This is a genomic window from Pseudomonas sp. GL-R-19 (assembly GCF_019956375.1).
Taxonomy (GTDB): domain Bacteria; phylum Pseudomonadota; class Gammaproteobacteria; order Pseudomonadales; family Pseudomonadaceae; genus Aquipseudomonas.
The window spans coordinates 26,391-47,884 of record NZ_JAHBDJ010000028.1 but is presented as its reverse complement, the minus strand read 5'-3'; the positions used below and the strand labels follow the sequence as shown (position 1 = coordinate 47,884).

General features: G+C 60.2%; 21 protein-coding genes. 14 read left to right on the top strand and 7 right to left on the bottom strand.

Annotated features, from left to right (window positions below):
- The first annotated feature begins 9 nt into the window (after positions 1–9).
- The 3 genes from KGA83_RS15965 to KGA83_RS15955 are packed head-to-tail and all read left to right on the top strand — an operon-like array spanning position 10 to position 2,128.
- On the top strand, positions 10–504 hold the full coding sequence (locus KGA83_RS15965; RefSeq protein ID WP_108216136.1) for a helix-turn-helix domain-containing protein: 495 nt from the start codon (positions 10–12) through the stop codon (positions 502–504).
- Positions 501–1,778, top strand: coding sequence for a type II toxin-antitoxin system HipA family toxin (locus KGA83_RS15960; protein ID WP_223530152.1), 1,278 nt, complete (start codon positions 501–503; stop codon positions 1,776–1,778). Before KGA83_RS15965 ends, KGA83_RS15960 begins: the two co-directional genes overlap by 4 nt.
- Positions 1,775–2,128, top strand: a complete 354-nt coding sequence (locus KGA83_RS15955; protein WP_223530151.1) for a DUF1493 family protein — start codon at positions 1,775–1,777, stop codon at positions 2,126–2,128. The genes KGA83_RS15960 and KGA83_RS15955 overlap by 4 nt, the downstream gene beginning before the upstream one ends.
- Before the next feature lie 58 nt (positions 2,129–2,186).
- Here KGA83_RS15955 and KGA83_RS15950 read toward each other — a convergent pair whose 3' ends face one another.
- The 3 genes from KGA83_RS15950 to KGA83_RS15940 form a co-directional block, all read right to left on the bottom strand.
- The gene (locus KGA83_RS15950; RefSeq protein ID WP_108216133.1) at positions 2,187–3,728 is read right to left on the bottom strand and encodes a phosphoenolpyruvate carboxykinase; all 1,542 of its coding nucleotides are present in this window, start codon (positions 3,726–3,728) and stop codon (positions 2,187–2,189) included.
- Positions 3,729–3,908: 180 nt separating this feature from the next.
- Entirely contained in the window at positions 3,909–4,811 is a 903-nt protein-coding gene (hslO, locus tag KGA83_RS15945; RefSeq protein WP_108216132.1) for an Hsp33 family molecular chaperone HslO, read from the bottom strand.
- 228 nt (positions 4,812–5,039) lie between these two features.
- A complete protein-coding gene (locus KGA83_RS15940; RefSeq protein ID WP_108216131.1) occupies positions 5,040–5,444 on the bottom strand; it encodes an RNA-binding S4 domain-containing protein in 405 nt (134 codons plus the stop codon).
- A 234-nt stretch (positions 5,445–5,678) separates the two neighbouring features.
- Here KGA83_RS15940 and KGA83_RS15935 point away from each other — a divergent pair, with 234 nt between their 5' ends.
- Positions 5,679–6,140, top strand: coding sequence for an ATP-dependent zinc protease (locus KGA83_RS15935; protein ID WP_177413322.1), 462 nt, complete (start codon positions 5,679–5,681; stop codon positions 6,138–6,140).
- Positions 6,137–7,042, top strand: coding sequence for a 30S ribosomal protein S6--L-glutamate ligase (gene rimK, locus KGA83_RS15930; protein ID WP_007972871.1), 906 nt, complete (start codon positions 6,137–6,139; stop codon positions 7,040–7,042). Before KGA83_RS15935 ends, rimK begins: the two co-directional genes overlap by 4 nt.
- 103 nt (positions 7,043–7,145) lie before the next feature.
- Here rimK and KGA83_RS15925 read toward each other — a convergent pair whose 3' ends face one another.
- Together KGA83_RS15925 and ompR are read right to left on the bottom strand one after the other, a co-directional pair.
- Positions 7,146–8,459, bottom strand: coding sequence for an ATP-binding protein (locus KGA83_RS15925; RefSeq protein ID WP_108216129.1), 1,314 nt, complete (start codon positions 8,457–8,459; stop codon positions 7,146–7,148).
- 115 nt (positions 8,460–8,574) lie between these two features.
- The gene (gene ompR / locus KGA83_RS15920) at positions 8,575–9,315 is read right to left on the bottom strand and encodes a two-component system response regulator OmpR (protein WP_007972873.1); all 741 of its coding nucleotides are present in this window, start codon (positions 9,313–9,315) and stop codon (positions 8,575–8,577) included.
- A gap of 363 nt (positions 9,316–9,678) precedes the next feature.
- Here ompR and KGA83_RS15915 point away from each other — a divergent pair, with 363 nt between their 5' ends.
- The 7 genes from KGA83_RS15915 (at position 9,679) to tauD (ending at position 18,053) form a co-directional block, all read left to right on the top strand.
- Entirely contained in the window at positions 9,679–12,003 is a 2,325-nt protein-coding gene (locus KGA83_RS15915; RefSeq protein WP_108216128.1) for a Tex family protein, read from the top strand.
- Positions 12,003–12,386, top strand: coding sequence for a PaaI family thioesterase (locus KGA83_RS15910; protein WP_095127618.1), 384 nt, complete (start codon positions 12,003–12,005; stop codon positions 12,384–12,386). The genes KGA83_RS15915 and KGA83_RS15910 overlap by 1 nt, the downstream gene beginning before the upstream one ends.
- A gap of 245 nt (positions 12,387–12,631) precedes the next feature.
- Positions 12,632–14,215 (top strand): glutamate--cysteine ligase, encoded by a 1,584-nt coding sequence (gene gshA, locus KGA83_RS15905; protein ID WP_108216127.1) that lies wholly within the window; start codon positions 12,632–12,634, stop codon positions 14,213–14,215.
- Between the two features lie 247 nt (positions 14,216–14,462).
- Positions 14,463–15,440 (top strand): taurine ABC transporter substrate-binding protein, encoded by a 978-nt coding sequence (gene tauA / locus KGA83_RS15900; RefSeq protein WP_108216126.1) that lies wholly within the window; start codon positions 14,463–14,465, stop codon positions 15,438–15,440.
- 15 nt (positions 15,441–15,455) lie between these two features.
- Positions 15,456–16,250, top strand: a complete 795-nt coding sequence (gene tauB, locus KGA83_RS15895; RefSeq protein ID WP_108216125.1) for a taurine ABC transporter ATP-binding subunit — start codon at positions 15,456–15,458, stop codon at positions 16,248–16,250.
- On the top strand, positions 16,247–17,080 hold the full coding sequence (gene tauC / locus KGA83_RS15890) for a taurine ABC transporter permease TauC (RefSeq protein WP_108216124.1): 834 nt from the start codon (positions 16,247–16,249) through the stop codon (positions 17,078–17,080). The genes tauB and tauC overlap by 4 nt, the downstream gene beginning before the upstream one ends.
- 136 nt (positions 17,081–17,216) lie before the next feature.
- Entirely contained in the window at positions 17,217–18,053 is an 837-nt protein-coding gene (tauD, locus tag KGA83_RS15885) for a taurine dioxygenase (protein ID WP_223530150.1), read from the top strand.
- Positions 18,054–18,072: 19 nt separating this feature from the next.
- On the opposite strand, the gene mgrA is transcribed toward tauD, so the two are convergent.
- Both mgrA and KGA83_RS15875 read right to left on the bottom strand, forming a co-directional pair.
- Positions 18,073–19,110, bottom strand: coding sequence for an L-glyceraldehyde 3-phosphate reductase (gene mgrA / locus KGA83_RS15880; protein WP_115948279.1), 1,038 nt, complete (start codon positions 19,108–19,110; stop codon positions 18,073–18,075).
- A gap of 198 nt (positions 19,111–19,308) precedes the next feature.
- On the bottom strand, positions 19,309–20,199 hold the full coding sequence (locus KGA83_RS15875) for a LysR family transcriptional regulator (protein WP_115948278.1): 891 nt from the start codon (positions 20,197–20,199) through the stop codon (positions 19,309–19,311).
- 120 nt (positions 20,200–20,319) lie between these two features.
- On the opposite strand from KGA83_RS15875, the gene KGA83_RS15870 reads away from it, so the two are divergent.
- Both KGA83_RS15870 and KGA83_RS15865 read left to right on the top strand, forming a co-directional pair.
- Positions 20,320–21,060, top strand: a complete 741-nt coding sequence (locus KGA83_RS15870; protein ID WP_223530149.1) for an SDR family oxidoreductase — start codon at positions 20,320–20,322, stop codon at positions 21,058–21,060.
- A gap of 167 nt (positions 21,061–21,227) precedes the next feature.
- Entirely contained in the window at positions 21,228–21,488 is a 261-nt protein-coding gene (locus KGA83_RS15865) for a hypothetical protein (protein ID WP_108216119.1), read from the top strand.
- The last annotated feature ends 6 nt before the right edge of the window (positions 21,489–21,494 follow it).

The window sequence follows — 21,494 nt, the reverse complement described above, 5'->3', positions numbered from 1 at the left end:
TATTGGCATATGGCCAAGAAGACAGCTCCACTCTTGCCCGCCGCTTCCAGACTACTTTCCGAGTTCGGCGAGCGACTGAAACTCGCTCGCCTACGCCGCAAACTCACAGCTAAACAAGTCGCTGAGAGGTCGGGCATGTCACTGACAACCTTGCGCTCTCTGGAATCAGGTGGCTCAGGGGTGACCATCGGCGCCTACCTGTCTGTCATGCAAGTTCTGGGTCTGGAAAAAGACTTGAACAAACTCGCGGCAACCGATGAGGTGGGGCGGCAACTGCAGGACGCACAACTCAAACCCAAGGCAACCTCAGTCAAAGACTCGAACCCACGAGTACGCCGAATAAGCGCAGTAAAAAAAGCCTCCCCAATACCTGAAAAAGATACTGGAGTGATTGAAAGTACCACCCACACAGAAGAGCTATCCGCTGATTTCCCCTTCAACACCCACTCACTTTCCAGTCTGTTGACCAAGAAAAAAGCCAAGCCCGGGACAGGTGAAAAATGACGCAGATTGCGGTGTATGCCGATTGGGAATCCTTGAATGGGCCCAGACGTCTCGGTTTCTTGCATGCCCGAAAGACCCGCTCCACGGACGTCTTCGAGTTTGAATACGACGCCGCTGCGTTAGCTGACCCCGAGTTGAACTTCACACCCCTGGACCCTCGAATCGGGCTCTATGAGGGTCGTCAGTTCCCGGGGCAACATCAAAGCCGATTTGGCGTGTTCGCTGATTCAAGCCCTGATCGGTGGGGTCAACTGTTGATGAAGCGGCGACTGGAGCGCGACATCCGCGAAGGCTTGGCTGCCAAAGGCAGCAAGCTCCACGAGTCGGATTTCCTGTTAGGCGTACATGATCTCTATCGGGTTGGCGCGATCCGCTACAAGCTCAATGACCAAGGCAACTTTCTCGATGATCGCGATGGCGTGGCCGCCCCACCCTTCATTGAGTTGCGGGCGTTGGAACAAGCAAGCCGAGCTCTGGAAAACGATCCGGACAACACCTCACTCGATGGCCGCGAGTGGCTGAGAATGCTGATCGCACCTGGAGGCTCACTGGGTGGCGCCCGCCCCAAGGCCAGCGTTGCAGACGAGCACGGTCACTTGTGGATAGCCAAGTTCCCCAGCACCCGCGACGACTATGACATTGGCGCTTGGGAACTGGTGGTGAATGCCTTGGCCAGTCATTGTGGCCTGCGAGTCGCGACCGGTATCGCCCGACGCTATGCCAGTGATCATCACTGCTTCATGGTCAAGCGATTCGATCGTACTGAACGGGGTGGCCGACTGCATTTTGCCTCAGGCATGACCATGACTGATCGCGTTGACGGTGACGATGCCTCCGTCGGCGCAAGCTACCTTGAGTTAGCCGAAGTGCTCATGGAACATGGCTCGCAAACCAACGCTGACCTTCGAGAGTTGTGGTCTCGGATTGTTTTCAACATCCTGGTCTCCAACACCGACGACCACCTGCGCAACCATGGTTTTATCCTTGATCCGGATCGTGGATGGCGATTGTCTGCCGCCTATGACATGAACCCGGTGGCCCACGCCGACGGCTTGAAGCTCAACATCACCGATACCGATAACGCACTGGATCTGGAGCTGGCCCGGGAAGTGGCAGAGTATTTTCGGGTCGGTCGTGCGGATGCAGAAAACATCATCGACAGCTTCAAGGAAGTTGTCAGCCAATGGCCAACACTAGCGGGGGCTTTGGGGCTATCGAAACGTGAGCAGGATAATATGGCGCCTGCATTTCGATTAGCGGAGCCTATGCAATGAACCTCGCCCCCAACCTCCCTGACGACCACTTGATGCAGCAACTCATGCAACTGCTGCATGAAGAACTCGGCTTCCCCGAACGCAAAACCATCAGCCTCGGCACCTCGATCAACTTCGACCTGGGTTGCAACGGCGCCGATGCTCAACACCTGATCGAAACCCTGGAAAACCACTTTGCCATCGATTTCGTGGATTTCGACAGCTATCGCTATTTCCAGCCCGACGGCTTTGACGTGAATCTAAAGCGAAAAGCCAAGGGTCGCGGCGAGAAGGTGCCATTGACCATCGGCATGCTCTACCGGGCCGTTCAGGCTCAGCGCTGGGACACGCAGGAGTTGGAAGGCCTGTAACGACGCGCACGAAAAAGCCGCCCCGAAGGGCGGCTTTTTCATTGCATCAAACCAACGCTTACAGCTTTGGACCAGCAGCCTTGATCGCGTCGCTCACTTCGAACTTCTTGAAGTTCTCGATGAACAGGCCGGCCAGTGCTTTGGCGGCTTCGTCGTAGGCGGCTACGTCGGCCCAAGTGTTGCGCGGGTTCAGCAGGCCAGTCTCAACGCCCGGTACGGCCACTGGCACGTCGAGGTTGATGGTGTCCAGGTGCTCGGTCTCGGTACCGATCAGCGCGCCGCTCTGGATCGCTGCGATCACGGCGCGGGTGGTCGGGATGTTGAAGCGCTTGCCGACGCCGTAGCCACCGCCGGTCCAGCCGGTGTTGACCAGGTAGACCTTGGAGCCGAAGCCGCGAATGCGCTTGATCAGCAGCTCAGCGTATTCACCGGCCGGACGCGGGAAGAACGGTGCGCCGAAGCAGGTGGAGAAAGTCGACTTGATGCCGCTGCCCGAACCCATTTCGGTCGAACCGACCAGCGCGGTATAACCGGACAGGAAGTGGTAAGCGGCTTGTTCTTCGTTGAGGATCGACACTGGCGGCAGCACGCCGGTCAGGTCGCAAGTCAGGAAGATCACAGCGTTCGGCTCACCACCGAGGTTCTTCTCGGAACGCTTGGCAACGTGCTCCAGCGGGTAGGCGGCACGGCTGTTCTGGGTCAGGCTGACATCGGCGTAGTCGGCGTGCTTGGCGTCATCGATGACGACGTTTTCCAGGACTGCGCCGTGCTTGATGGCTTTCCAGATAACCGGCTCGTTCTTCTCGGACAGGTCGATGCACTTGGCATAGCAACCGCCTTCGATGTTGAACACCACGCCTTCGCCCCAACCGTGCTCGTCGTCACCGATCAGGTAACGGCTTTCGTCGGCCGACAGGGTGGTTTTACCAGTGCCGGACAGACCGAAGAACAGGGTCACGTCGCCCTCTTCGCCGATGTTGGCGGCGCAGTGCATTGGCAGTACGTCGGCAGCCGGCAGCAGGAAGTTCTGCACCGAGAACATGGCTTTCTTCATTTCACCGGCGTAACGCATGCCGGCGATCAGCACTTTCTTCTGTGCGAAGTTGAGGATCACGCAGCCGTCGGAGTTGGTGCCGTCACGCTCTGGCACGCATTCGAAGTTGGCAACGTTGAGCACCTGCCACTCGTCACGACCCGCCGGGTTGTACTGGGCCGGGTTGATGAACAGGCAACGGCCGAACAGGTTCTGCCAGGCGGTCTGGGTAGTCATCTTCACGGCCAGGTAGTGCTCGGAAGCCGCACCTACGTGCACGTGGGAAACGAAATGCTCTTGCGCGTTGTTGAACGCCTCAACGCGAGCCCACAGGGCGTCGAACTTGTCGGCCGGGAACTTGCGGTTGATCGGGCCCCAGGCGATGGCTGCCTGGGTGCTTGGCTCTTCAACGATGAAACGATCGACTGGCGAACGGCCGGTACGGTGACCGGTACGAACAACCAGTGCGCCGGTATCGGCAAGCTCGCCTTCACCACGGTTGAGGGCTTCTTTAACCAGATCATCAACACTCAGATCGGTGTACACGGCGTTATTGGCTTGCGTCATGAGGTTCCCCGTCGGCCAGTGGCCGAGTGCTCCAAACGTTTTTGTAGTAGAAAGTCGTGCACTACTACCGCGAAAAAAGTGGGCCGGATTATGCCAGAAAAGCCCAAAAAGAGTAGGCCCCTCCTGTCGTAACGGCATTAATCCGGCGGCAGCCAGTGAATTCACCTGAGCTGAATCGTTTTAGTGACGAGTATCTGACGGCGTCTCGATGCCCGCACCGGCGAATAATTGAGTCACGTCGGCGGCATCGAACAGGTAGCGCTGGTTACAGAACTGGCAATCGATTTCAATGTTGCCACCGTGCTCGACGACCAATTGCTGCGCGTCTTCCATACCCAGACTGACCAGCGCATTGGCTGAACGTTCGCGCGAGCAGCTGCAGCGGAAGCGCAACTTCTGCACATCGAACAGACGCACCTGCTCTTCGTGGTAGAGGCGATGTAACACGGTTTCGTTGTCCAGGCCCAGCAGCTCATCGGCGGTCAGGGTGGTGGCCAATGCGGTGAGGTGCTGCCAGCTGGCAGCGCGTTCCTCTTCGTCTTTAAGGCGGTCGGCGGGCAGTTGCTGCAGCAACAGGCCACGGGCGCGACGGCCATCGGCGCAGAGCTTGATACGCGTGCCAATCTGCTGCGACATGACGAAGTAGTTGGTAAAGCAGTCGGACAACGTTTCGCCATCCAGATCGACGACGCCCTGATAGCGTCGGCCCTGTTTCGGGTCGACGGTCAATGTCAGCGAACCATCCGGCATCAGATCGGCCAGGGTAGCGTCGGGGGCAACGCGGTCCGCTTCGTAACGGGCCAGGCCACGGATATCGCGCTCGCTGGAGCACTCGATCATCAGCAGCGGGATCGGGCCTTCGGAGCGGGCCTGCAGGATCAACAAGCCATCGAACTTCAACGTGCCGACCAGCAACGATGCAGCCGCCATCAGCTCGCCGAGCAGTTGCGCGACCGGCTGCGGGTAGGCGTGTTTGGCCAGGACTTCGGCGTAGCTGAGCTCCAAGGAGACCAGCTCGCCACGGGTGTCGCTGTCATCGAAGATGAAGCGTTGGGTGAAGTCGTTATCCGGTAGGTCGGTCATAAGTCTGGGTATCTGAAGTGGTGACAAAAGTGATTACAGAATTCGAGGTTACGCCTTGGCCATAGCGTCTTGCTGTCTGGTTATGGCCTACAGGCCGGCGACTGTGTGCGCTTTACGACGAATGGCACTGCCAATGGCTCGTGCAGGGCAGGCGAACTACCCCATATGGCTACGCGCAAGCACAATTACAAGTCGTTGCCTGTTTGAGTGATCGACGGACCCGGTCAATCATTCGTTGCTGCTGCCACGAAACTTGAACAGATCCCGCCGCTGTTTCTTGCTCGGTTTGCCGTCGGTGCTCACGCCCAGAGCGCCCGCTTTGCGCTCGGCGGCGGCGTTTTCGCGCTTGGCGATGCTGGCTTCGGTTTCGGCGTACAGCATCTGTGCTTCCGGCGCGCCACGGCGCACGATCGACAGCGCCTGGACCACCACCGTGCGCTCGTCGAAACCAGTACGAATCACGAATTCATCGCCGATACGTGGTTCCTTGCCGGGCTTGCAGCGCTCACCCCGGCAATGCACCTTGCCGCTTTCAATCGCTGCTTTGGCCAAGGCCCGGGTTTTGTAAAATCGTGCAGCCCACAACCATTTATCGAGGCGGACTTTGTCGTCCTCTTCGTTTTTTTGTGCCATGGAATTTCCTCATTCTGAAATATTGGTGAACTGTACTACCGTTTCTGTCGTACCAAGAATTTCACCGGCCCGAGCTACAATGCTGACATTCCATAACCTCCTTGCGGGGCTGGAAATCCGGGCCGTAGATATCTGTCGCCTTTTAACCATTATTCTGCGTGAATACCGCGAATTCGGCCGCCTGCGGCCACCGCGGTTTCTACCGGTTGAGCAATTTTGAAGACATTTGACCATTTGACCGTTGTCGGTCTGCGCGAGTGGGTGGCGCTCCCTGATTTGGGAGTCGCCGGCCTTCGGGCAAAAATCGACACCGGTGCCAGCACCTCAAGCCTCCACGCTACCGAAATCGAGCCGTTCGAGCGCGACGGCGAGCAGTGGGTGCGTTTCACGGCACACCTGGGCACGGTAGTCCAGTTGCGTCACCGTCGCTGCGAAGCACCGCTGGTGACAAGGAAAACCATTAAAAGCTCAAACGGTCACGCGCAGGTGCGATACGTGATCAGCACCACCCTGGCCCTTGGTGATCGGGTCTGGCGGGTCGAGTTCACGCTCGCCTGCCGCAAGTCCATGCGTTATCGCCTGTTGCTCGGCTCCAAAGCCCTGATCCACGGCCAGTTGGTGGTCAATCCGGGCATCAAGTATGTACAAGACAAGCCGGTGTTCCCGGTATCTACCTCCTCCACAGGTGTTGCATGAAGATCGCTGTGCTGTCGCGGAACCCGCGTCTGTATTCCACCCGTCGTCTGGTCGAAGCCGGTACCGAGCGTGGCCATGAAATGGTGGTGGTCGACACCTTGCGCGCCTACATGAACATCGCCAGCCACAAGCCGCAGATCCACTATCGCGGCAAACCGTTGGAGGGTTTCGATGCGGTGATTCCACGGATCGGTGCGTCCGTGACCTTTTATGGCTGCGCAGTGCTGCGCCAGTTCGAAATGATGGGGGTATTTCCACTCAACGAATCGGTGGCCATTGCCCGTTCACGGGACAAGCTGCGTTCGCTGCAATTGCTGTCCCGTCGCGGGATCGGTTTGCCGGTGACCGGCTTTGCCCACTCCCCCGACGACATTCCCGACCTGATCGAAATGGTCAACGGCGCGCCGTTGGTGATCAAGGTGCTGGAAGGTACCCAGGGCATCGGCGTGGTGCTGTGCGAAACCGCCACGGCCGCGGAATCGGTGATCGAGGCATTCATGGGCCTCAAGCAGAACATCATGGTTCAGGAGTACATCAAGGAGGCTGGCGGAGCGGATATTCGCTGCTTCGTCGTCGGTGACAAGGTGATTGCGGCGATGAAGCGCCAGGCCAAACCCGGCGAGTTTCGCTCCAACCTGCATCGCGGTGGCAGCGCGAGCCTGATCAAGATCACCCCGGAAGAACGCATGACGGCGTTGCGTGCGGCGAAGGTCATGGGGCTGGCGGTGGCGGGAGTGGATATCCTGCGCTCCAATCACGGGCCGCTGGTGATGGAAGTGAACTCGTCGCCGGGGCTTGAAGGGATCGAGACCACCACCGGGAAGAATGTCGCGGGGATCATCATTGAGCATCTGGAGAAGAATGGTGGGCCGAATATGACGCGGACCAAAGGTAAGGGTTGAGCCTGAAAAGATCGCAGCCTCGCTTCGCTCGACAGCTCCTACAGAAAAATGCGATCCCCCGTAGGAGCTGTCGAGCGAAGCGAGGCTGCGATCTTTTCAGCCGTTAAACGGCATCCCGCGGCAGCAGCAACCCCAACGGCAACCGCACCCGCGCTTCCAGCCCACCGCCCGAGCGGTTACGCAGCTCAACGTTGCCGCCATGCATCGAAGCAATCCGCTTCACGATTGCCAACCCCAACCCGGTGCCCTTGCCACCCCGAGCACGATCCCCCCGGGTGAACGGGTTGAAAATCGCCTCCAGCTCTGACGGATCGATCCCCGCGCCACGGTCCATGACACTCAGGACCACATACGGCGCACTGGTATCCCCGGACACATATGCCGCCACTTCCACCCCGCTGCCGGCGTGATGCAGAGCATTACCGATCAGGTTGTTCAGCAGCCGCTTCATCGATACACGACGCAGCGGGAACGGCTGGATCGGCTCCAGGCGCAAATGCACTTTCTCTTCGTTCTGGTTGTACGGCGCGGCGACTTCACGAACCAGATCGCTCAGGTCCACTTCTTCCACCGACTCATCACGTCCGTCACGAATGAACGCCAGGAACTGGTCAAGAATCGCGTCCATGTCTTCGATGTCACGGATCATGTCGTCCGTCAGGTCACTGTGGTCGCCCATCAGCTCCAGGGACAGGCGCAAGCGGGTCAACGGCGTACGCAAGTCGTGGGACACCCCGGCCAGCATCAACTCGCGTTCGCGACCGGCCTGCTCGACGTCTTCGGCCATCTGGTTGAAGGCGCGGTAAACCTCGGTCATCTCACTCGGCGTATCGCTGATCGGCAGGCGCACGCTACGGCCCTGGCCGAGTTGCCGCGCGGCATACACCAGACGCTTCAAAGGTTGATTGAGCTGGCTGACGAAGATCCAGGCCGAAGCGGTGGACAGCAGGCCAATAGCGAGGAACCAGCCGAGCACGTTCCAGATTTTCTGGCCGCGCAACGGATGGGGATACAGCGGCACTTTCAGCCAGCCTTCACCCAGGCTCGGGGCACGAACCCACAGTGCCGGGGGAGAATGCATGCGTAGTCGCACTTCGGTGTCTGGCCCCAGCTCGGTCTGCATCTGTCGCTGGTAAATCTCACTGTATGGCCAATGTTGCTCGCCTTCAGGGACACCGGCGCCCACTACCCGAATCAGGGGTGCACTATCGGCAATCTTTGCGCGGTTCTCTTCATCGGCCGCCCAGTAGGCACGCAGCACCAGGGCGACACCGTGGCTGTATTGGCGGTCCACCAGCACGTCTTCGTTCATCAGCAGATAAACCAGGGTCAGCGCCTTGGAGAAGAGAACGACGATGAGCACCAGCCAAAGGGTGCGAGAGAAGAAGCTCTGGGGAAACCAAACGGGGGTTTTCATGTTTAGCCGTTAAACACTTGCAGGAGCGAGCAATGCTCGCATATTGCGGATCGCGAGTCTGCGGACAGGATCGTTTGATCCGTTGTCCGCATGACCCGCTCCTACAAATCGCCAATCACTTGGTGGCGGTACCATCCGGAACAAACACATAACCCACGCCCCAGACGGTCTGGATGTAACGCGGTTTGGAGGGATCGGGTTCGATCATCCGGCGCAGACGGGAAATCTGCACATCGATGGAACGCTCCAGGGCATCCCACTCGCGGCCACGGGCCAGGTTCATCAATTTGTCGCGTGTCAGCGGTTGACGCGCATTCATCACCAGGGCCTTGAGCACCGCGAATTCACCGGTGGTGAGCATGTGCACTTCTTCGCCGCGCTTGAGCTCGCGGGTGGCCAGGGACAACTCGTAGTCACCGAAGGTCACGCTTTCGTCTTCGCTGCCCGGGGCACCCGGCACCGGAGCCGACTGTCGACGCAATACCGCCTTGACGCGAGCCATCAGCTCATCGGGGTTGAACGGCTTGGCCAGGTAATCGTCGGCGCCCAGTTCCAGGCCCTTGATGCGGCTCAGCTCGTCGCCCTTGGCGGTGAGCATGATGATCGGAATCTGGTTGTTCGCGTTGCGCAGACGGCGGCAGGCGGTCAGGCCGTCTTCGCCGGGCAACATCAGGTCGAGGACGACCAGGTTGAACACTTCGCGCGCCAGCAGGCGATCCATTTGCTCGGTGTTCGGTACGGCGCGGGCGCGGTAGCCCTTGCTGACGAAAAAACGCTCCAGCAGGCTGCTCAGCCCCGGATCGTCGTCAACGATAAGAATTTTTTCGCCTTCAGCAGTTTGTGCAGTGCTGCTCATTGGATGCTCCCTTTGATCTCGGCGCGCATTATGGCGTAGCTGCCGTTATACGCACCGTGTGCATTGTTAGCAGATTTTTCCTATACCGCCAGAAAACCGGCCATTGCACCGGCAACCCGCGATGCCCCCCGAATGCCGTAACGCTGGTTATAATGCCCGGCCTTTTGTGTCAGGCAACATCAGACAGGTACTACAGACGGACGCGATTTATTTTTATCGCGTCAGCAGTAATTGTTCGATTTCACGGGTCAACGCAATGCCTGTTGACCCAGGCAGCGGCGCTGGCCAGGCCGCTCAACCAGACTCGCGAAGGCCCTATTTCCGCGCCTGCGAGCCTGCTTTCACAATTTGTCAGGTGGTTTTATGGACAGCATCAACAGCCGCATCGCCGAGGAACTCGGTGTACGCCCACAACAGGTCGAAGCGGCCGTCGCGCTACTCGATGAAGGCTCTACCGTTCCCTTCATCGCCCGTTACCGGAAAGAAGTGACCGGCAGCCTCGACGATACGCAATTGCGTCATCTGGAAGAGCGCCTGCGCTACCTGCGAGAACTCGACGAACGGCGTATCAGCATCCTCGCCAGCATCCAGGAACAGGGCAAGCTGACCCCTGCACTTGAACGCGACATCAAGCTCGCCGACACCAAGACCCGCCTCGAAGACTTGTACCTGCCGTACAAGCAAAAGCGTCGCACCAAGGGCCAGATCGCCCTGGAAGCCGGCCTCGGCGACTTGGCCGACGGCCTGTTCAACGATCCGTCCCTGAGCCCGGAAACCGAAGCCGCACGCTTCATCGACGCGGAAAAAGGCGTGGCCGATGTGAAGGCAGCCCTTGAAGGCGCCAAGTACATCCTGATGGAGCGCTTCGCCGAAGATGCCAGCCTGCTGGAAAAGCTGCGCAATTACCTCAAGCAGGAAGCCACCCTCAGTGCCCGCGTGATTGCCGGCAAGGAAGAGGAAGGCGCCAAGTTCCGCGATTACTTCGAACACGACGAACCGCTCAAAAGCATGCCGTCGCACCGCGCGCTGGCGATTTTCCGTGGCCGCAACGAAGGCATCCTCAGCTCCGCGCTGAAAGTCGGCGACGAACTGCCGGGCACCATGCATCCATGTGAAGGCATGATCGGCCAGCAATTCGGCATCCAGAACCAGAACCGCGCCGCTGACAAATGGCTGGGCGAAGTGGTGCGCTGGACCTGGAAGGTCAAGCTCTACACCCATCTGGAAACCGACCTGCTGGGTGAGCTGCGCGATGGCGCGGAAACCGAAGCGATCAACGTCTTTGCCCATAACCTGCACGACCTGCTGCTGTCGGCCCCGGCCGGCCCGCGCGCCACCCTGGGCCTCGACCCGGGCCTGCGCACCGGTTGCAAGGTCGCCGTGGTCGACGCCACCGGCAAGCTGCTGGATCACGCCACGGTTTACCCGCACGTGCCGCACAACAAGTGGGACCAGACCCTCGCCGTGCTCGCCGCCTTGTGCGCCAAGCACTCGGTGGACCTGATCGCCATCGGCAACGGCACCGCCAGCCGCGAAACCGACAAGCTGGCCGCTGAACTGATCAAGAAATACCCGGCCATGAAAATGACCAAGGTCATGGTTTCCGAGGCCGGTGCATCGGTTTACTCGGCGTCGGAACTGGCTTCCAAGGAATTCCCTGACCTCGACGTGTCGATCCGTGGCGCCGTGTCGATTGCCCGTCGCCTGCAAGACCCGCTGGCCGAGCTGGTGAAGATCGATCCGAAATCCATCGGCGTCGGCCAGTACCAGCACGACGTGTCGCAGCTGAAACTGGCCCGTGGCCTGGACGCGGTGGTCGAGGACTGCGTGAACGCCGTCGGCGTGGACGTGAACACCGCTTCCGTGGCGCTGCTGGCACGGATCTCCGGCCTCAACGCGACCCTGGCGCAGAACATCGTCAGCCACCGCGACGAGCACGGCGCGTTCAAAACCCGCGCTGCGCTGAAGAAAGTCGCCCGCCTGGGTGAAAAAACCTTCGAACAGGCCGCCGGATTCCTGCGCGTGATGAATGGCGACAATCCCCTGGACGCCTCCGCAGTGCACCCGGAAGCCTATCCGCTCGTGCAGCGTATCGCCGCCGAGACTGATCGCGATATTCGTTCGCTGATTGGCGACAGTGGTTTCCTCAAGCGCCTGGACCCGAAAAAATTCACCGACGAAACCTTCGGTTTGCCAACTGTCACCGACATCCTTCAGGAACTGGATAAGCCAGGCCGCGACCCGCGCCCCGAGTTCAAGACCGCCGAGTTCCAGGAAGGCGTCGAAGACCTCAAGGACCTGCAACTGGGCATGATCCTCGAAGGCGTGGTGACCAACGTGACCAACTTCGGTGCTTTCGTCGATATCGGCGTGCATCAGGACGGTTTGGTGCATATCTCCGCACTTTCGGAGAAATTCATCAAGGATCCGCGCGAAGCGGTGAAGGCCGGTGACGTGGTGAAAGTGAAGGTCATGGAAGTCGACATCCCGCGCAAACGCGTGGGCCTGTCGATGCGCATGAGCGACACCCCAGGCGAGAAAATCGACGGCGCTCGCGGCGCGCGTCCGGGATCGGCGCCACGCCAGTCCCAGAACACCGCACCGCGCAAGGAAACCACGGCGGCAGCACCGGGCAACAACGCCATGGCTTCGCTGTTCGCCAATGCCAAGCAGTTGAAGAAACGCTGATGGACATTCCCGCCGGGCTGACCGAAAGCGCGTTTTTCAAGCTGCTGGGCTGTCGTTTGCACAGCCTGGAAACCGGGGTGGCGCAAGTCGCCCTGGCGCTGGAACCCGAACTGCGCAATCGCGGCGGCAAGCTGCACGGCGGGGCCTTGTTCAGCCTGGTGGACATTGCCATGGGGCTGGCCTGTTCCAGCACCCACGGCTTTGACCAGCAGAGCGCGACCATCGAGTGCAAGATCAACTACATCCGCGCCGTCGCCGACGGTGAGGTGATGTGCACGGCGCGGGTGATCCACCCGGGTCGTCGCACATTGGTAGTCGAGGCCGATGTGATGCAGGGCGACAAGCTGGTCGCAAAAGCACAAGGCACGTTCGCTGTCCTGTAGATGGATGTCATCGATTTGAGTTAATTTCGGCGCAATGACCTGTAGGAGCGAGCTTGCTCGCGATGAACGTCAGGGCGCCGTTTTCACTCAGGCACCCCTCGTCATCGCTAACCTCCATCGCGAGCAATCGAGCTTCGACCGGCTGCCCCTACAAAACAAGGCGAAAACGCCAGTTTTAACTTCACCCTTGTAGACCGTCTTGCCCACCCCCATATTGGGGCGACTGACGCGTGAAGGAATCCAACTTGAGCGAACTTCTCAACCGCCGCCTGGCTCTGCTCGGCGAGCGCGCTAACCTCTCTCTGCTCGAACAGTGCCTTCACGGCATCGAACGTGAATGCCTGCGCGTGACCGACGAAGGTCGCCTGGCGCAAACGCCGCACCCGGAAAGCCTGGGTTCCGCGCTGACCAATGAACAGATCACCACCGACTACTCCGAGTCGCTGCTGGAGTTCATCACTCCGGCCCTGCCCGACCCGGCGGACACGTTGGCGAGCCTGGACAGCATTCACCGCTTTGCCTACAGCAAGCTCGGCAACGAGTACCTGTGGAGCCCATCGATGCCGTGCCCGTTGCCGGCCGAGGAAGACATCCCGATCGCCTGGTACGGCACGTCCAATATCGGGCAGCTCAAGTATGTGTACCGCAAGGGCCTGGCCCTGCGTTATGGCAAGACCATGCAGTGCATTGCCGGCATCCACTACAACTTTTCCCTGCCGGAAAAACTCTGGCCGCTGCTCAGGCAGGCCGAGGGTTTTGTCGGCACTGACCGCGACTTTCAGTCATCGTCCTACATCGCCCTGATCCGCAACTTCCGCCGCTACAGCTGGCTGCTGATGTACCTGTTCGGGGCATCGCCAGCACTGGACGCCGGCTTCCTGCGCGGTCGTTCGCATCAGCTGGAGCAACTGGACCCGCAGACTTTGTACTTGCCTTACGCCACCAGCCTGCGCATGAGCGACCTGGGTTATCAGAGCAGCGCCCAGGCCGGCCTGACGCCGTGCTACAACGATCTGAACAGCTACACCGACAGCCTGCGCAAAGCGGTGGCCACGCCGTATGCACCCTATGTCGAAGTCGGCACCCACCAGGATGGCGAGTGGGTACAGCTCAACACCAACATCCTGCAGATCGAAAACGAGTACTACTCCAACATCCGCCCGAAACGCGTGACCTACACCGGTGAACGCCCGATCCAGGCACTGATGGCCCGGGGTATCCAGTACATTGAAGTGCGCTGCCTGGACATCAACCCGTTCCTGCCGATGGGCATCGACCTCACCGAGTCGCGTTTCCTCGATGCGTTCCTGCTGTACTGCGCGCTCAATGACAGCCCGTTGCTGACCAACACCAGTTGCGGCAACGCGACCTCGAACTTCCTCAGCGTGGTCAAGGAAGGTCGTCGTCCGGGCCTGCAACTGCAGCGGGATGGCCAGCCGGTTGACCTCAAGGAGTGGGCCGGCGAGTTGCTGGAGAAAATTGCTCCGCTGGCGGCGATGCTCGACCAGAGCCATGGCGGCGATGCCCACAGCAAGGCGCTGGACGCCCAGATGGCCAAGGTCCTGGACCCGTCCCTGACGCCGTCGGCCCAGGTATTGGCGGCGATGGCCGAACACAATGAAAGCTTCGCCCAGTTCTCCCTGCGCCAGAGCCAGGCCCATGCCGAGTTCTTCCGCAGCGAGCCGTTGCCGGCTGAGGAACAGGCGAAATTTGAAGAGCGAGCGCGTTCGTCGCTGGCTCAGCAGGCTGAGCTGGAGCAGAACGAAGTCGGTGATTTCGATGTGTTTGTCGGGGCGTACCAGGCGAGCATTCTGGCGATCAGCAACTAACCTTCGAAGGTCCTGCGGACCTTATCGCGAGCAGGCTCGCTCCTACAGAGGACCCTCGGTGTGGTCACAATTGTGAAATCACCATAGAACCCTGTAGGAGCGAGCCTGCTCGCGATGACCGCGTAGCGGTCGCTCCTCAATTCCTCACTTCATAAGCTAATTCGAAAAAGTTATTTATTTTCGAATTCTTAGATCATTTAGTCTCTTTCTCACGCCGACATTCGGTCGCCTGACAAGGAGCTTTCTGATGAAACTGACTTCCCCTCTTCGCTTGCTGGCGGCCGTTTCCTTGGCTACCGCAAGTTTTTTTGCCCAGGCGGCCGACTTCACCGTCGCCTACCAGACCACCGTTGACCCGGCGAAAGTCGCCCAGGCCGACGGCACCTACGAAAAAGCCACCAAGGCCGATATCAGCTGGCGCAAATTCGACAACGGGGCCGATATCATCGCTGCCATCGCCTCCGGCGACGTGCAGATCGGCTACCTCGGCTCCAGCCCTCTGACCGCCGCCATCACTCGCAAAGTCCCCGTAGAAACCTTCCTCATCGCCACCCAGATCGGCGCCGCCGAAGCCTTGGTCGCCCGCGACGGTTCGGGGATCAAGACCCCGCAAGACCTGATCGGCAAGAAAATCGCCGTGCCATTTGTGTCCACCGGCCACTACAGCCTGCTCGCTGCGCTGAAGCACTGGAACATCGACCCGTCGAAAGTCACCGTTCTCAACCTCGCCCCACCCGCGATCATCGCCGCCTGGAAACGTGGTGACATCGACGCCACTTACGTGTGGGACCCAGCCCTCGGTGTCGCCAAGGAAAACGGCAAGGTACTGATCACCTCCGGCGAGCTGGCCAAGTTCGGCGCACCGACCTTCGATGCCTGGATCGTGCGCAAGGATTTCGCCGAGAAGCACCCGGAAATCGTCACCGCGTTCGCCAAAGTGACCCTGGACGCCTACGCCGATTACCGCAAAGACCCGCAAGCCTGGCTCGCCAACCAGGGCAACGTCGACAAATTGGTGAAGCTCTCCGGCGCCAAGGCCAGCGACATTCCGTTGCTGCTGCAAGGCAACGTCTACCCGCTGGCGGCTGACCAGGTCATCACCCTCGGCGCACCGACTACCAAAGCCATCACCGACACCGCGGCGTTCCTCAAGGAACAAGGCAAGGTCGAGGCGGTGCTGCCGGACTACGCGCCCTACGTCAGCGCCAAGTTCATCACCAACTGATCGGGAGTCAATGCGATGGCCTTGCTACAGCTGGAGCGCATCAGCGCACAGTACCCCGGCACCCCGGAACCGGTGTTGGCGGATATTTCCCTGAGCCTGGGACCCCGGCAATTGCTGGTCGCCCTTGGCCCGTCCGGCAGTGGCAAGACTTCGCTGTTGAACCTGATTGCCGGTTTCGTCGAGCCCAGCGCCGGGCGCATCACCCTCGACGGCGTGCCCGTCAAAGGCCCGAGTGCCGAGCGCGGCGTGGTGTTCCAGGACGACGCGTTGCTGCCGTGGCAGGATGTGTTGGCCAACGTTGGCTTCGGCTTGGAACTGGCCGGCGTCGCTCGGGACAAACGCGAAGCCCGCGCCCGGGAAATGCTCGCCCTGGTCGACCTTTCCGGTTTTGAACAGCGCCGCATCTGGCAGCTTTCCGGTGGCCAGAAGCAACGTGTCGGCCTGGCCCGCGCACTCGCCGCCGACCCGCGCGTATTGCTGATGGACGAACCTTTCGGCGCCCTCGACGCCTTCACCCGCGAGCAGATGCAGGAGCTGTTGCTGCAAGTCTGGCAACGCACCGCCAAACCGGTGTTCCTGATTACCCACGACATCGAAGAAGCCGTGTTCCTCGCCACCGACCTGATTCTGCTGGCACCCAACCCAGGGCAAATCGTCGAGCGCCTGAGCCTCGATTTCGGTCAGCGTTATGCCGCCGGTGAGTCGGCCCGCTCGATCAAGTCCGACCCGCGTTTTATCGAAACCCGCGAACACGTACTCGCCAAAGTGTTCTCCCAACGCAGTGCCGCCCAGCGGCAGGAGCGCGCATGAGCAGCTACGAAATTCCCGTCGCGGCGGTTAAATCGGCTTCTACCTTGACGCCGGTGCGCCGCAATTTGAGCACGCGCTGGATCAGTGTGCTGACGCTGGTCACTCTCGTTGCTGTTTGGTGGGCCGTGACGGCGACCGGCTTGATCGAACCGCTGTTCCTGCCACCGCCCTCCGCCGTGTTGCAAAAAGGCTGGCAGCTGGCGACTTCGGGCTACATGGATTCAACACTGTGGCAGCACCTCGGCGCGAGTCTGGGCCGCATCGGCCTGGGCCTCGGCTTTGCGATTCTCACCGCCGTGCCGGTGGGAGTCGCCATCGGCGCCAACCGTATCGCCCGTGGTGTGCTCGACCCGCTGATCGAGTTCTACCGGCCGATTCCGCCGCTGGCTTATCTGCCACTGATCGTGATCTGGTGCGGCATCGGCGAATTGTCGAAAGTGCTGCTGATCTACCTGGCGATCTTCGCCCCGATTGCCATCGCCACCGCCACCGGCGTGCGCACGGTCGACCCGGCCAAATTGCGTGCCGCGCAGTCGCTGGGGGCGACCCGCGCGCAGTTGATTCGCCACGTCATTTTGCCCAGTGCCTTGCCGGATATCCTGACCGGTGTGCGCATTGGCCTCGGAGTGGGTTGGTCGACGCTGGTCGCCGCGGAATTGATCGCCGCCACCAGCGGTCTGGGCTTCATGGTGCAATCGGCTGCGCAGTTTTTGGTCACCGATGTGGTGGTGCTGGGGATTCTGGTGATCGCGCTGATCGCCTTCGCCATGGAATTGGGCCTGCGTGCCCTGCAACGCAAACTGGTGCCATGGCATGGCCAGGCCCACTGAATATTGAACAACCCTGTAGGAGCGAGCCTGCTCGCGATAGCGGTACATCAGTCAAAGACATATTGCCTGACACACTGCAATCGCGAGCAGGCTCACTCCTACAAAAAGCATGGACTCCGGATTGAAGAGAACCACCATGAGCCACCTGACCATCGTCCCCTTAAGCTCCGCCCTCGGTGCGCAAATCAGCGGCGTCGACATCAGCCAGCCGCTGAATCTGGAGCAGCGCGATGCCATTGAGCAGGCGCTGCTCAATCATCAAGTCCTGTTCTTCCGCGACCAGCCAATCACGCCACAGCAGCAGGCGCGATTCGCCGCGAATTTCGGCGACCTGCACATTCACCCGATCTACCCCAACGTGCCGGAACAGCCGCAGGTGCTGATCCTCGACACCGCCGTCACCGACGTGCGCGATAACGCGATCTGGCACACCGACGTGACCTTCCTGCCGACGCCGGCCATGGGCGCGGTACTCAGTGCCAAGCTGTTGCCGGAGTTTGGCGGCGACACGTTGTGGGCCAGCGGGATTGCCGCGTATGAAGCCCTGTCGGCGCCGCTGAAAACCTTGCTCGAAGGCCTGACCGCCACTCATGACTTCACCCGTTCGTTCCCGTTGGAGCGCTATGGCAACACGCCCGAGGCGCTGGCCCAGTGGGAAGAAGCACGACGCAAGAATCCGCCGCTGTCGCACCCGGTGATCCGCACGCACCCGGTGAGTGGGCGCCGCTCGCTGTTCGTCAACGAAGGTTTCACTTCGAAGATCAACGAGCTGTCGGAAACCGAGAGCGAGGCGATTCTGAAGTTCCTGTTCGCCCATTCAACGCGACCGGAATTCACCATTCGCTGGCGCTGGCAGCAGGATGACATTGCGTTCTGGGATAACCGCGTGACTCAGCATTACGCGGTGGATGATTACCGGCCGGCGCGGCGGGTGATGCAGCGGGCGACGGTGTTGGGGGATGTGCCATTTTAAGATCTTTTGCTTTTCAGGGTTACTCCGCCGTCGAAGGCTTCTCCCAAAGATTGACCCCACCCTCCCGGGCAAAGCGGTCAATCTCCGCCAGTTCCTCTGCACTGAAGCTCAGGTTCTTCAACGCCCCGACGTTCTCGACGATCTGCTCCGGCCGGCTCGCACCAATCAATGCCGAAGTCACCCGCGGATCGCGCAACGTCCAGGCCAGCGCCAGCTGCGCCAGGCTCTGGCCACGACGTTTGGCGATTTCGTTGAGTGCTCGCACCTGGGCAATGTTGGCCTCGGACAAATGCGATGCCTGCAATGAACCACCGCCCGGACGGTTGACCCGCGCATCCGCCGGCACGCCGTTGAGGTATTTATCGGTCAACAAACCCTGGGCCAGCGGCGTGAAGGCAATCACACCGGTACCGAGTTCGTCAGTAGTGTCGAGCAGGTCTTTTTCCACCCAGCGATTGAGCAGGTTGTAGGCCGGCTGGTGGATCAGCAGCGGCACTTTCCACTCTTTGAGCAACGCCGCCATTTCGCGAGTCTTCACCCCAGAGTACGAAGAGATGCCGATGTACAACGCCTTGCCCTGTTGCACCGCTGTCGCGAGTGCGCTGGCGGTTTCTTCCAGCGGCGTATCCTGATCGAAACGGTGGGAGTAAAAGATGTCGACGTAGTCCACGCCCAGGCGTTGCAGGCTCTGGTCGAGGCTGGCCAGCACGTACTTGCGTGAACCACCGCCCTGACCGTAAGGGCCGGGCCACATGTCCCAACCGGCCTTGGTGGAAATGATCAGCTCGTCGCGGTACTGCTTGAAGTCTTCACGCAGTAAACGGCCGAAGTTGATCTCTGCGCTGCCGTACGGCGGGCCATAGTTGTTGGCCAGGTCGAAATGGTTGATGCCCAAGTCGAACGCCGTGCGCAACAACGTGCGCTGGGTATCGATCGGCGTGCTGTCGCCGAAGTTGTGCCACAGGCCCAACGACAGCGCCGGCAGCACCAGCCCGCTGCGGCCCACGCGGCGGTAAGGGATGGAGTCGTAGCGGTTTTCGGCAGCGGTGTAAGTCATCGAATCCTCTCTTATCGGTCTTGAATCTGGTATCGACTGCTTCGCAAGTCGCCCAGCATACGCCCGGACAAACGCCAGAAAACCCCGGATTCGACTAATGGCTGAAACGTTTCACATATTTTCATCTTCGCCGTCAGAACCATCGCCAAGATCGCAGCCTTCGGCAGCTCCTACATTGACCGCGTGCACTTTTCACCTTCACGTGGCCCCCGTAAACACCTCTCCCAACCAATCCACAAATACCCGAACCCGTGGCGACATGTGTCGATTGTGTGGATAAAGCACCGATACCGGCATTGACGGCGGCGGTGTCTCGGTGAGGATTTCCTGCACCAGCCCTTGGGCGATCTGCGTTTCCATCCGGTAATGCGGGCACTGGATCAAGCCCAGTCCGGCAATCGCCGAGGCGGCGTAGACTTCGGCGCCGAACACCGAAACGGCGCCATCGATGGTCACTTCCCTGAGTTCGCCGTCCACCATGAATTCGAACGGGAACAACTTGGCGGTGGTACGCGAAACGTAGTTCACCGCACGGTGCCGGCTCAGGTCGGCGAGGCTTTTCGGTTCGCCGTATTTGCGCAGATAGGCGGGGCTGGCGCAGGTGATCTGACGCAGGTTGGCGACACGTTTGCCGATCAGCGTGGAGTCGCCCAATGTTCCCGCCCGCAACACGCAATCGATACCTTCGCTGATCAGGTCGACCTGGCGGTCAGCCTCGCTGATGGACAGCTCGATGTCGGGATAACGCGCCATGAATTGCGGCAAAGCCGGGATCACGAAGTGCTTGGCCAATGTCCCGTGCAAGTCCACCCGCAGCCGCCCCTTCGGTGCCACACCACGAAACGCCAATTCCGCTTCTTCCAGCTCTGCCAGCAGTTGCACGCAACGCAGGTAGTACGCCTCGCCATCCAGCGTCGGGCGCACTTTACGCGTGCTGCGCTCCAACAAACGCGTACCCAGCCAAGCCTCGAACTGATTCAAGGTGTGGGTCAGCGTCGCGCGTGGCAGGTTCAGGTCATCGGCCGCCTGCGTGAAGCTGCTGCGCTCGTAGATCCGCACAAAAACCCTCATCGCCTTGACTTGGTCCACAGCTCACTCCAGGCACTCGATTGTTGGTGATTATTGAACAGTCAAGGCAACTCTCGTGCATTTATCACCCTGAGTAAACATGTGAAATTGGCTTCACACCCCGTCAACAGGAACACCAACATGACTCATCAAACTCCGAAAGTTGCCATCGTGACCGGCGCCTCCCGCGGCATCGGCGCGGTTATCGCCAAACAACTGGCCAGCGAAGGTTTCGCCGTTGCCATCAACTACGCCAGCAGCGCCACCGAAGCCTCGAAACTGGTGGTAGAGCTGCGTCAGGCCGGCCACCAGGCCATGGCGATCAAGGCCGACGTGGCCAATGCCGACGACGTGCGCCGGATGTTCGACGAGACGGAAACCCAACTGGGCAAGGTCGATGTTTTGGTGAACAACGCCGGCATCCTCAAAGTGCTGCCGCTGGCGCAACACAGCGATGAACTGTTCGAGCAGAACTTCAACATCCACGCTCGCGGTACCTTCAATACCCTGCGTGAAGCGGCGACCCGCCTGAACAGCGGTGGCCGGATCATCAACTTCTCCAGCAGCACCGTCGGCATGAACCTGCCGGGCTACGCGGTGTACATCGCCAGCAAAGCGGCAGTGGAATCCCTGACTCAGGTATTCGCCAAGGAAATGCGCGGGCGCAACATCACCGTCAATGCGGTGGCCCCCGGCCCGGTGGCGACTGAGCTGTTTTTGCACGGCAAGAGTGAGGAGCAGATTCAGAATTTCGCGAAGATGGCGCCGCTGGAGCGTCTGGGGCAGCCGGAGGACATTTCCCGTGTTGTGTCGTTTCTGGCGGGGCCGGATTCGGCGTGGGTCAACGGGCAGACTTTGCGGGTCAATGGCGGGTTGGTTTAACTATGCTCAGACAAACACCGCAGTGCCCCCAATCGCGAGCAAGCTCGCTCCCACATTGATCTTGGTTGCTCACAAAATTTGTGCTCAAAGGAGATCCCCCTGTGGGAGCGAGCTTGCTCGCGATGGCTGCCTCCAAAGCAATACACATCTGAAGGGCGGGACAGTTCATGCACACCACCATCATCATCACCTTCGGCCTGATCCTCCTGGCGCTGATGCTCTACATCGGCGAGAACATCGGCTTCACCCACCAGACGATGGCCTACAGTTTTATCGTGCTATGGCTGGCGCTGACGCTGATCAACGGCGCAGTCGGCATCGTGCATGCCGGCCAGCCATTGAGCACCGAACTGGTGATCGGTAGCGCCGTGTTCGGTGTCCCGGTGGCGGCGCTGGTGTTGTTCATGGTGTTGACCACCGAGACATGAAGACCC

What these genes read in the sequence shown, in the direction of transcription:
- KGA83_RS15965 (WP_108216136.1), top strand. Translation starts at nt 10, where the DNA reads ATGGCCAAGAAGACAGCTCCACTCTTGCCCGCCGCTTCCAGACTACTT.
- KGA83_RS15865 (WP_108216119.1), top strand. Translation starts at nt 21,228, where the DNA reads ATGCACACCACCATCATCATCACCTTCGGCCTGATCCTCCTGGCGCTG.
- tauA (WP_108216126.1), top strand. Translation starts at nt 14,463, where the DNA reads ATGAAACTGACTTCCCCTCTTCGCTTGCTGGCGGCCGTTTCCTTGGCT.
- hslO (WP_108216132.1), bottom strand. Translation starts at nt 4,811, where the DNA reads ATGACCGACCTACCGGATAACGACTTCACCCAACGCTTCATCTTCGAT.
- KGA83_RS15870 (WP_223530149.1), top strand. Translation starts at nt 20,320, where the DNA reads ATGACTCATCAAACTCCGAAAGTTGCCATCGTGACCGGCGCCTCCCGC.
- KGA83_RS15910 (WP_095127618.1), top strand. Translation starts at nt 12,003, where the DNA reads ATGGACATTCCCGCCGGGCTGACCGAAAGCGCGTTTTTCAAGCTGCTG.
- ompR (WP_007972873.1), bottom strand. Translation starts at nt 9,315, where the DNA reads ATGAGCAGCACTGCACAAACTGCTGAAGGCGAAAAAATTCTTATCGTT.
- KGA83_RS15915 (WP_108216128.1), top strand. Translation starts at nt 9,679, where the DNA reads ATGGACAGCATCAACAGCCGCATCGCCGAGGAACTCGGTGTACGCCCA.
- KGA83_RS15925 (WP_108216129.1), bottom strand. Translation starts at nt 8,459, where the DNA reads ATGAAAACCCCCGTTTGGTTTCCCCAGAGCTTCTTCTCTCGCACCCTT.
- mgrA (WP_115948279.1), bottom strand. Translation starts at nt 19,110, where the DNA reads ATGACTTACACCGCTGCCGAAAACCGCTACGACTCCATCCCTTACCGC.
- rimK (WP_007972871.1), top strand. Translation starts at nt 6,137, where the DNA reads ATGAAGATCGCTGTGCTGTCGCGGAACCCGCGTCTGTATTCCACCCGT.
- tauC (WP_108216124.1), top strand. Translation starts at nt 16,247, where the DNA reads ATGAGCAGCTACGAAATTCCCGTCGCGGCGGTTAAATCGGCTTCTACC.
- tauB (WP_108216125.1), top strand. Translation starts at nt 15,456, where the DNA reads ATGGCCTTGCTACAGCTGGAGCGCATCAGCGCACAGTACCCCGGCACC.
- KGA83_RS15940 (WP_108216131.1), bottom strand. Translation starts at nt 5,444, where the DNA reads ATGGCACAAAAAAACGAAGAGGACGACAAAGTCCGCCTCGATAAATGG.
- KGA83_RS15960 (WP_223530152.1), top strand. Translation starts at nt 501, where the DNA reads ATGACGCAGATTGCGGTGTATGCCGATTGGGAATCCTTGAATGGGCCC.
- KGA83_RS15950 (WP_108216133.1), bottom strand. Translation starts at nt 3,728, where the DNA reads ATGACGCAAGCCAATAACGCCGTGTACACCGATCTGAGTGTTGATGAT.
- tauD (WP_223530150.1), top strand. Translation starts at nt 17,217, where the DNA reads ATGAGCCACCTGACCATCGTCCCCTTAAGCTCCGCCCTCGGTGCGCAA.
- KGA83_RS15955 (WP_223530151.1), top strand. Translation starts at nt 1,775, where the DNA reads ATGAACCTCGCCCCCAACCTCCCTGACGACCACTTGATGCAGCAACTC.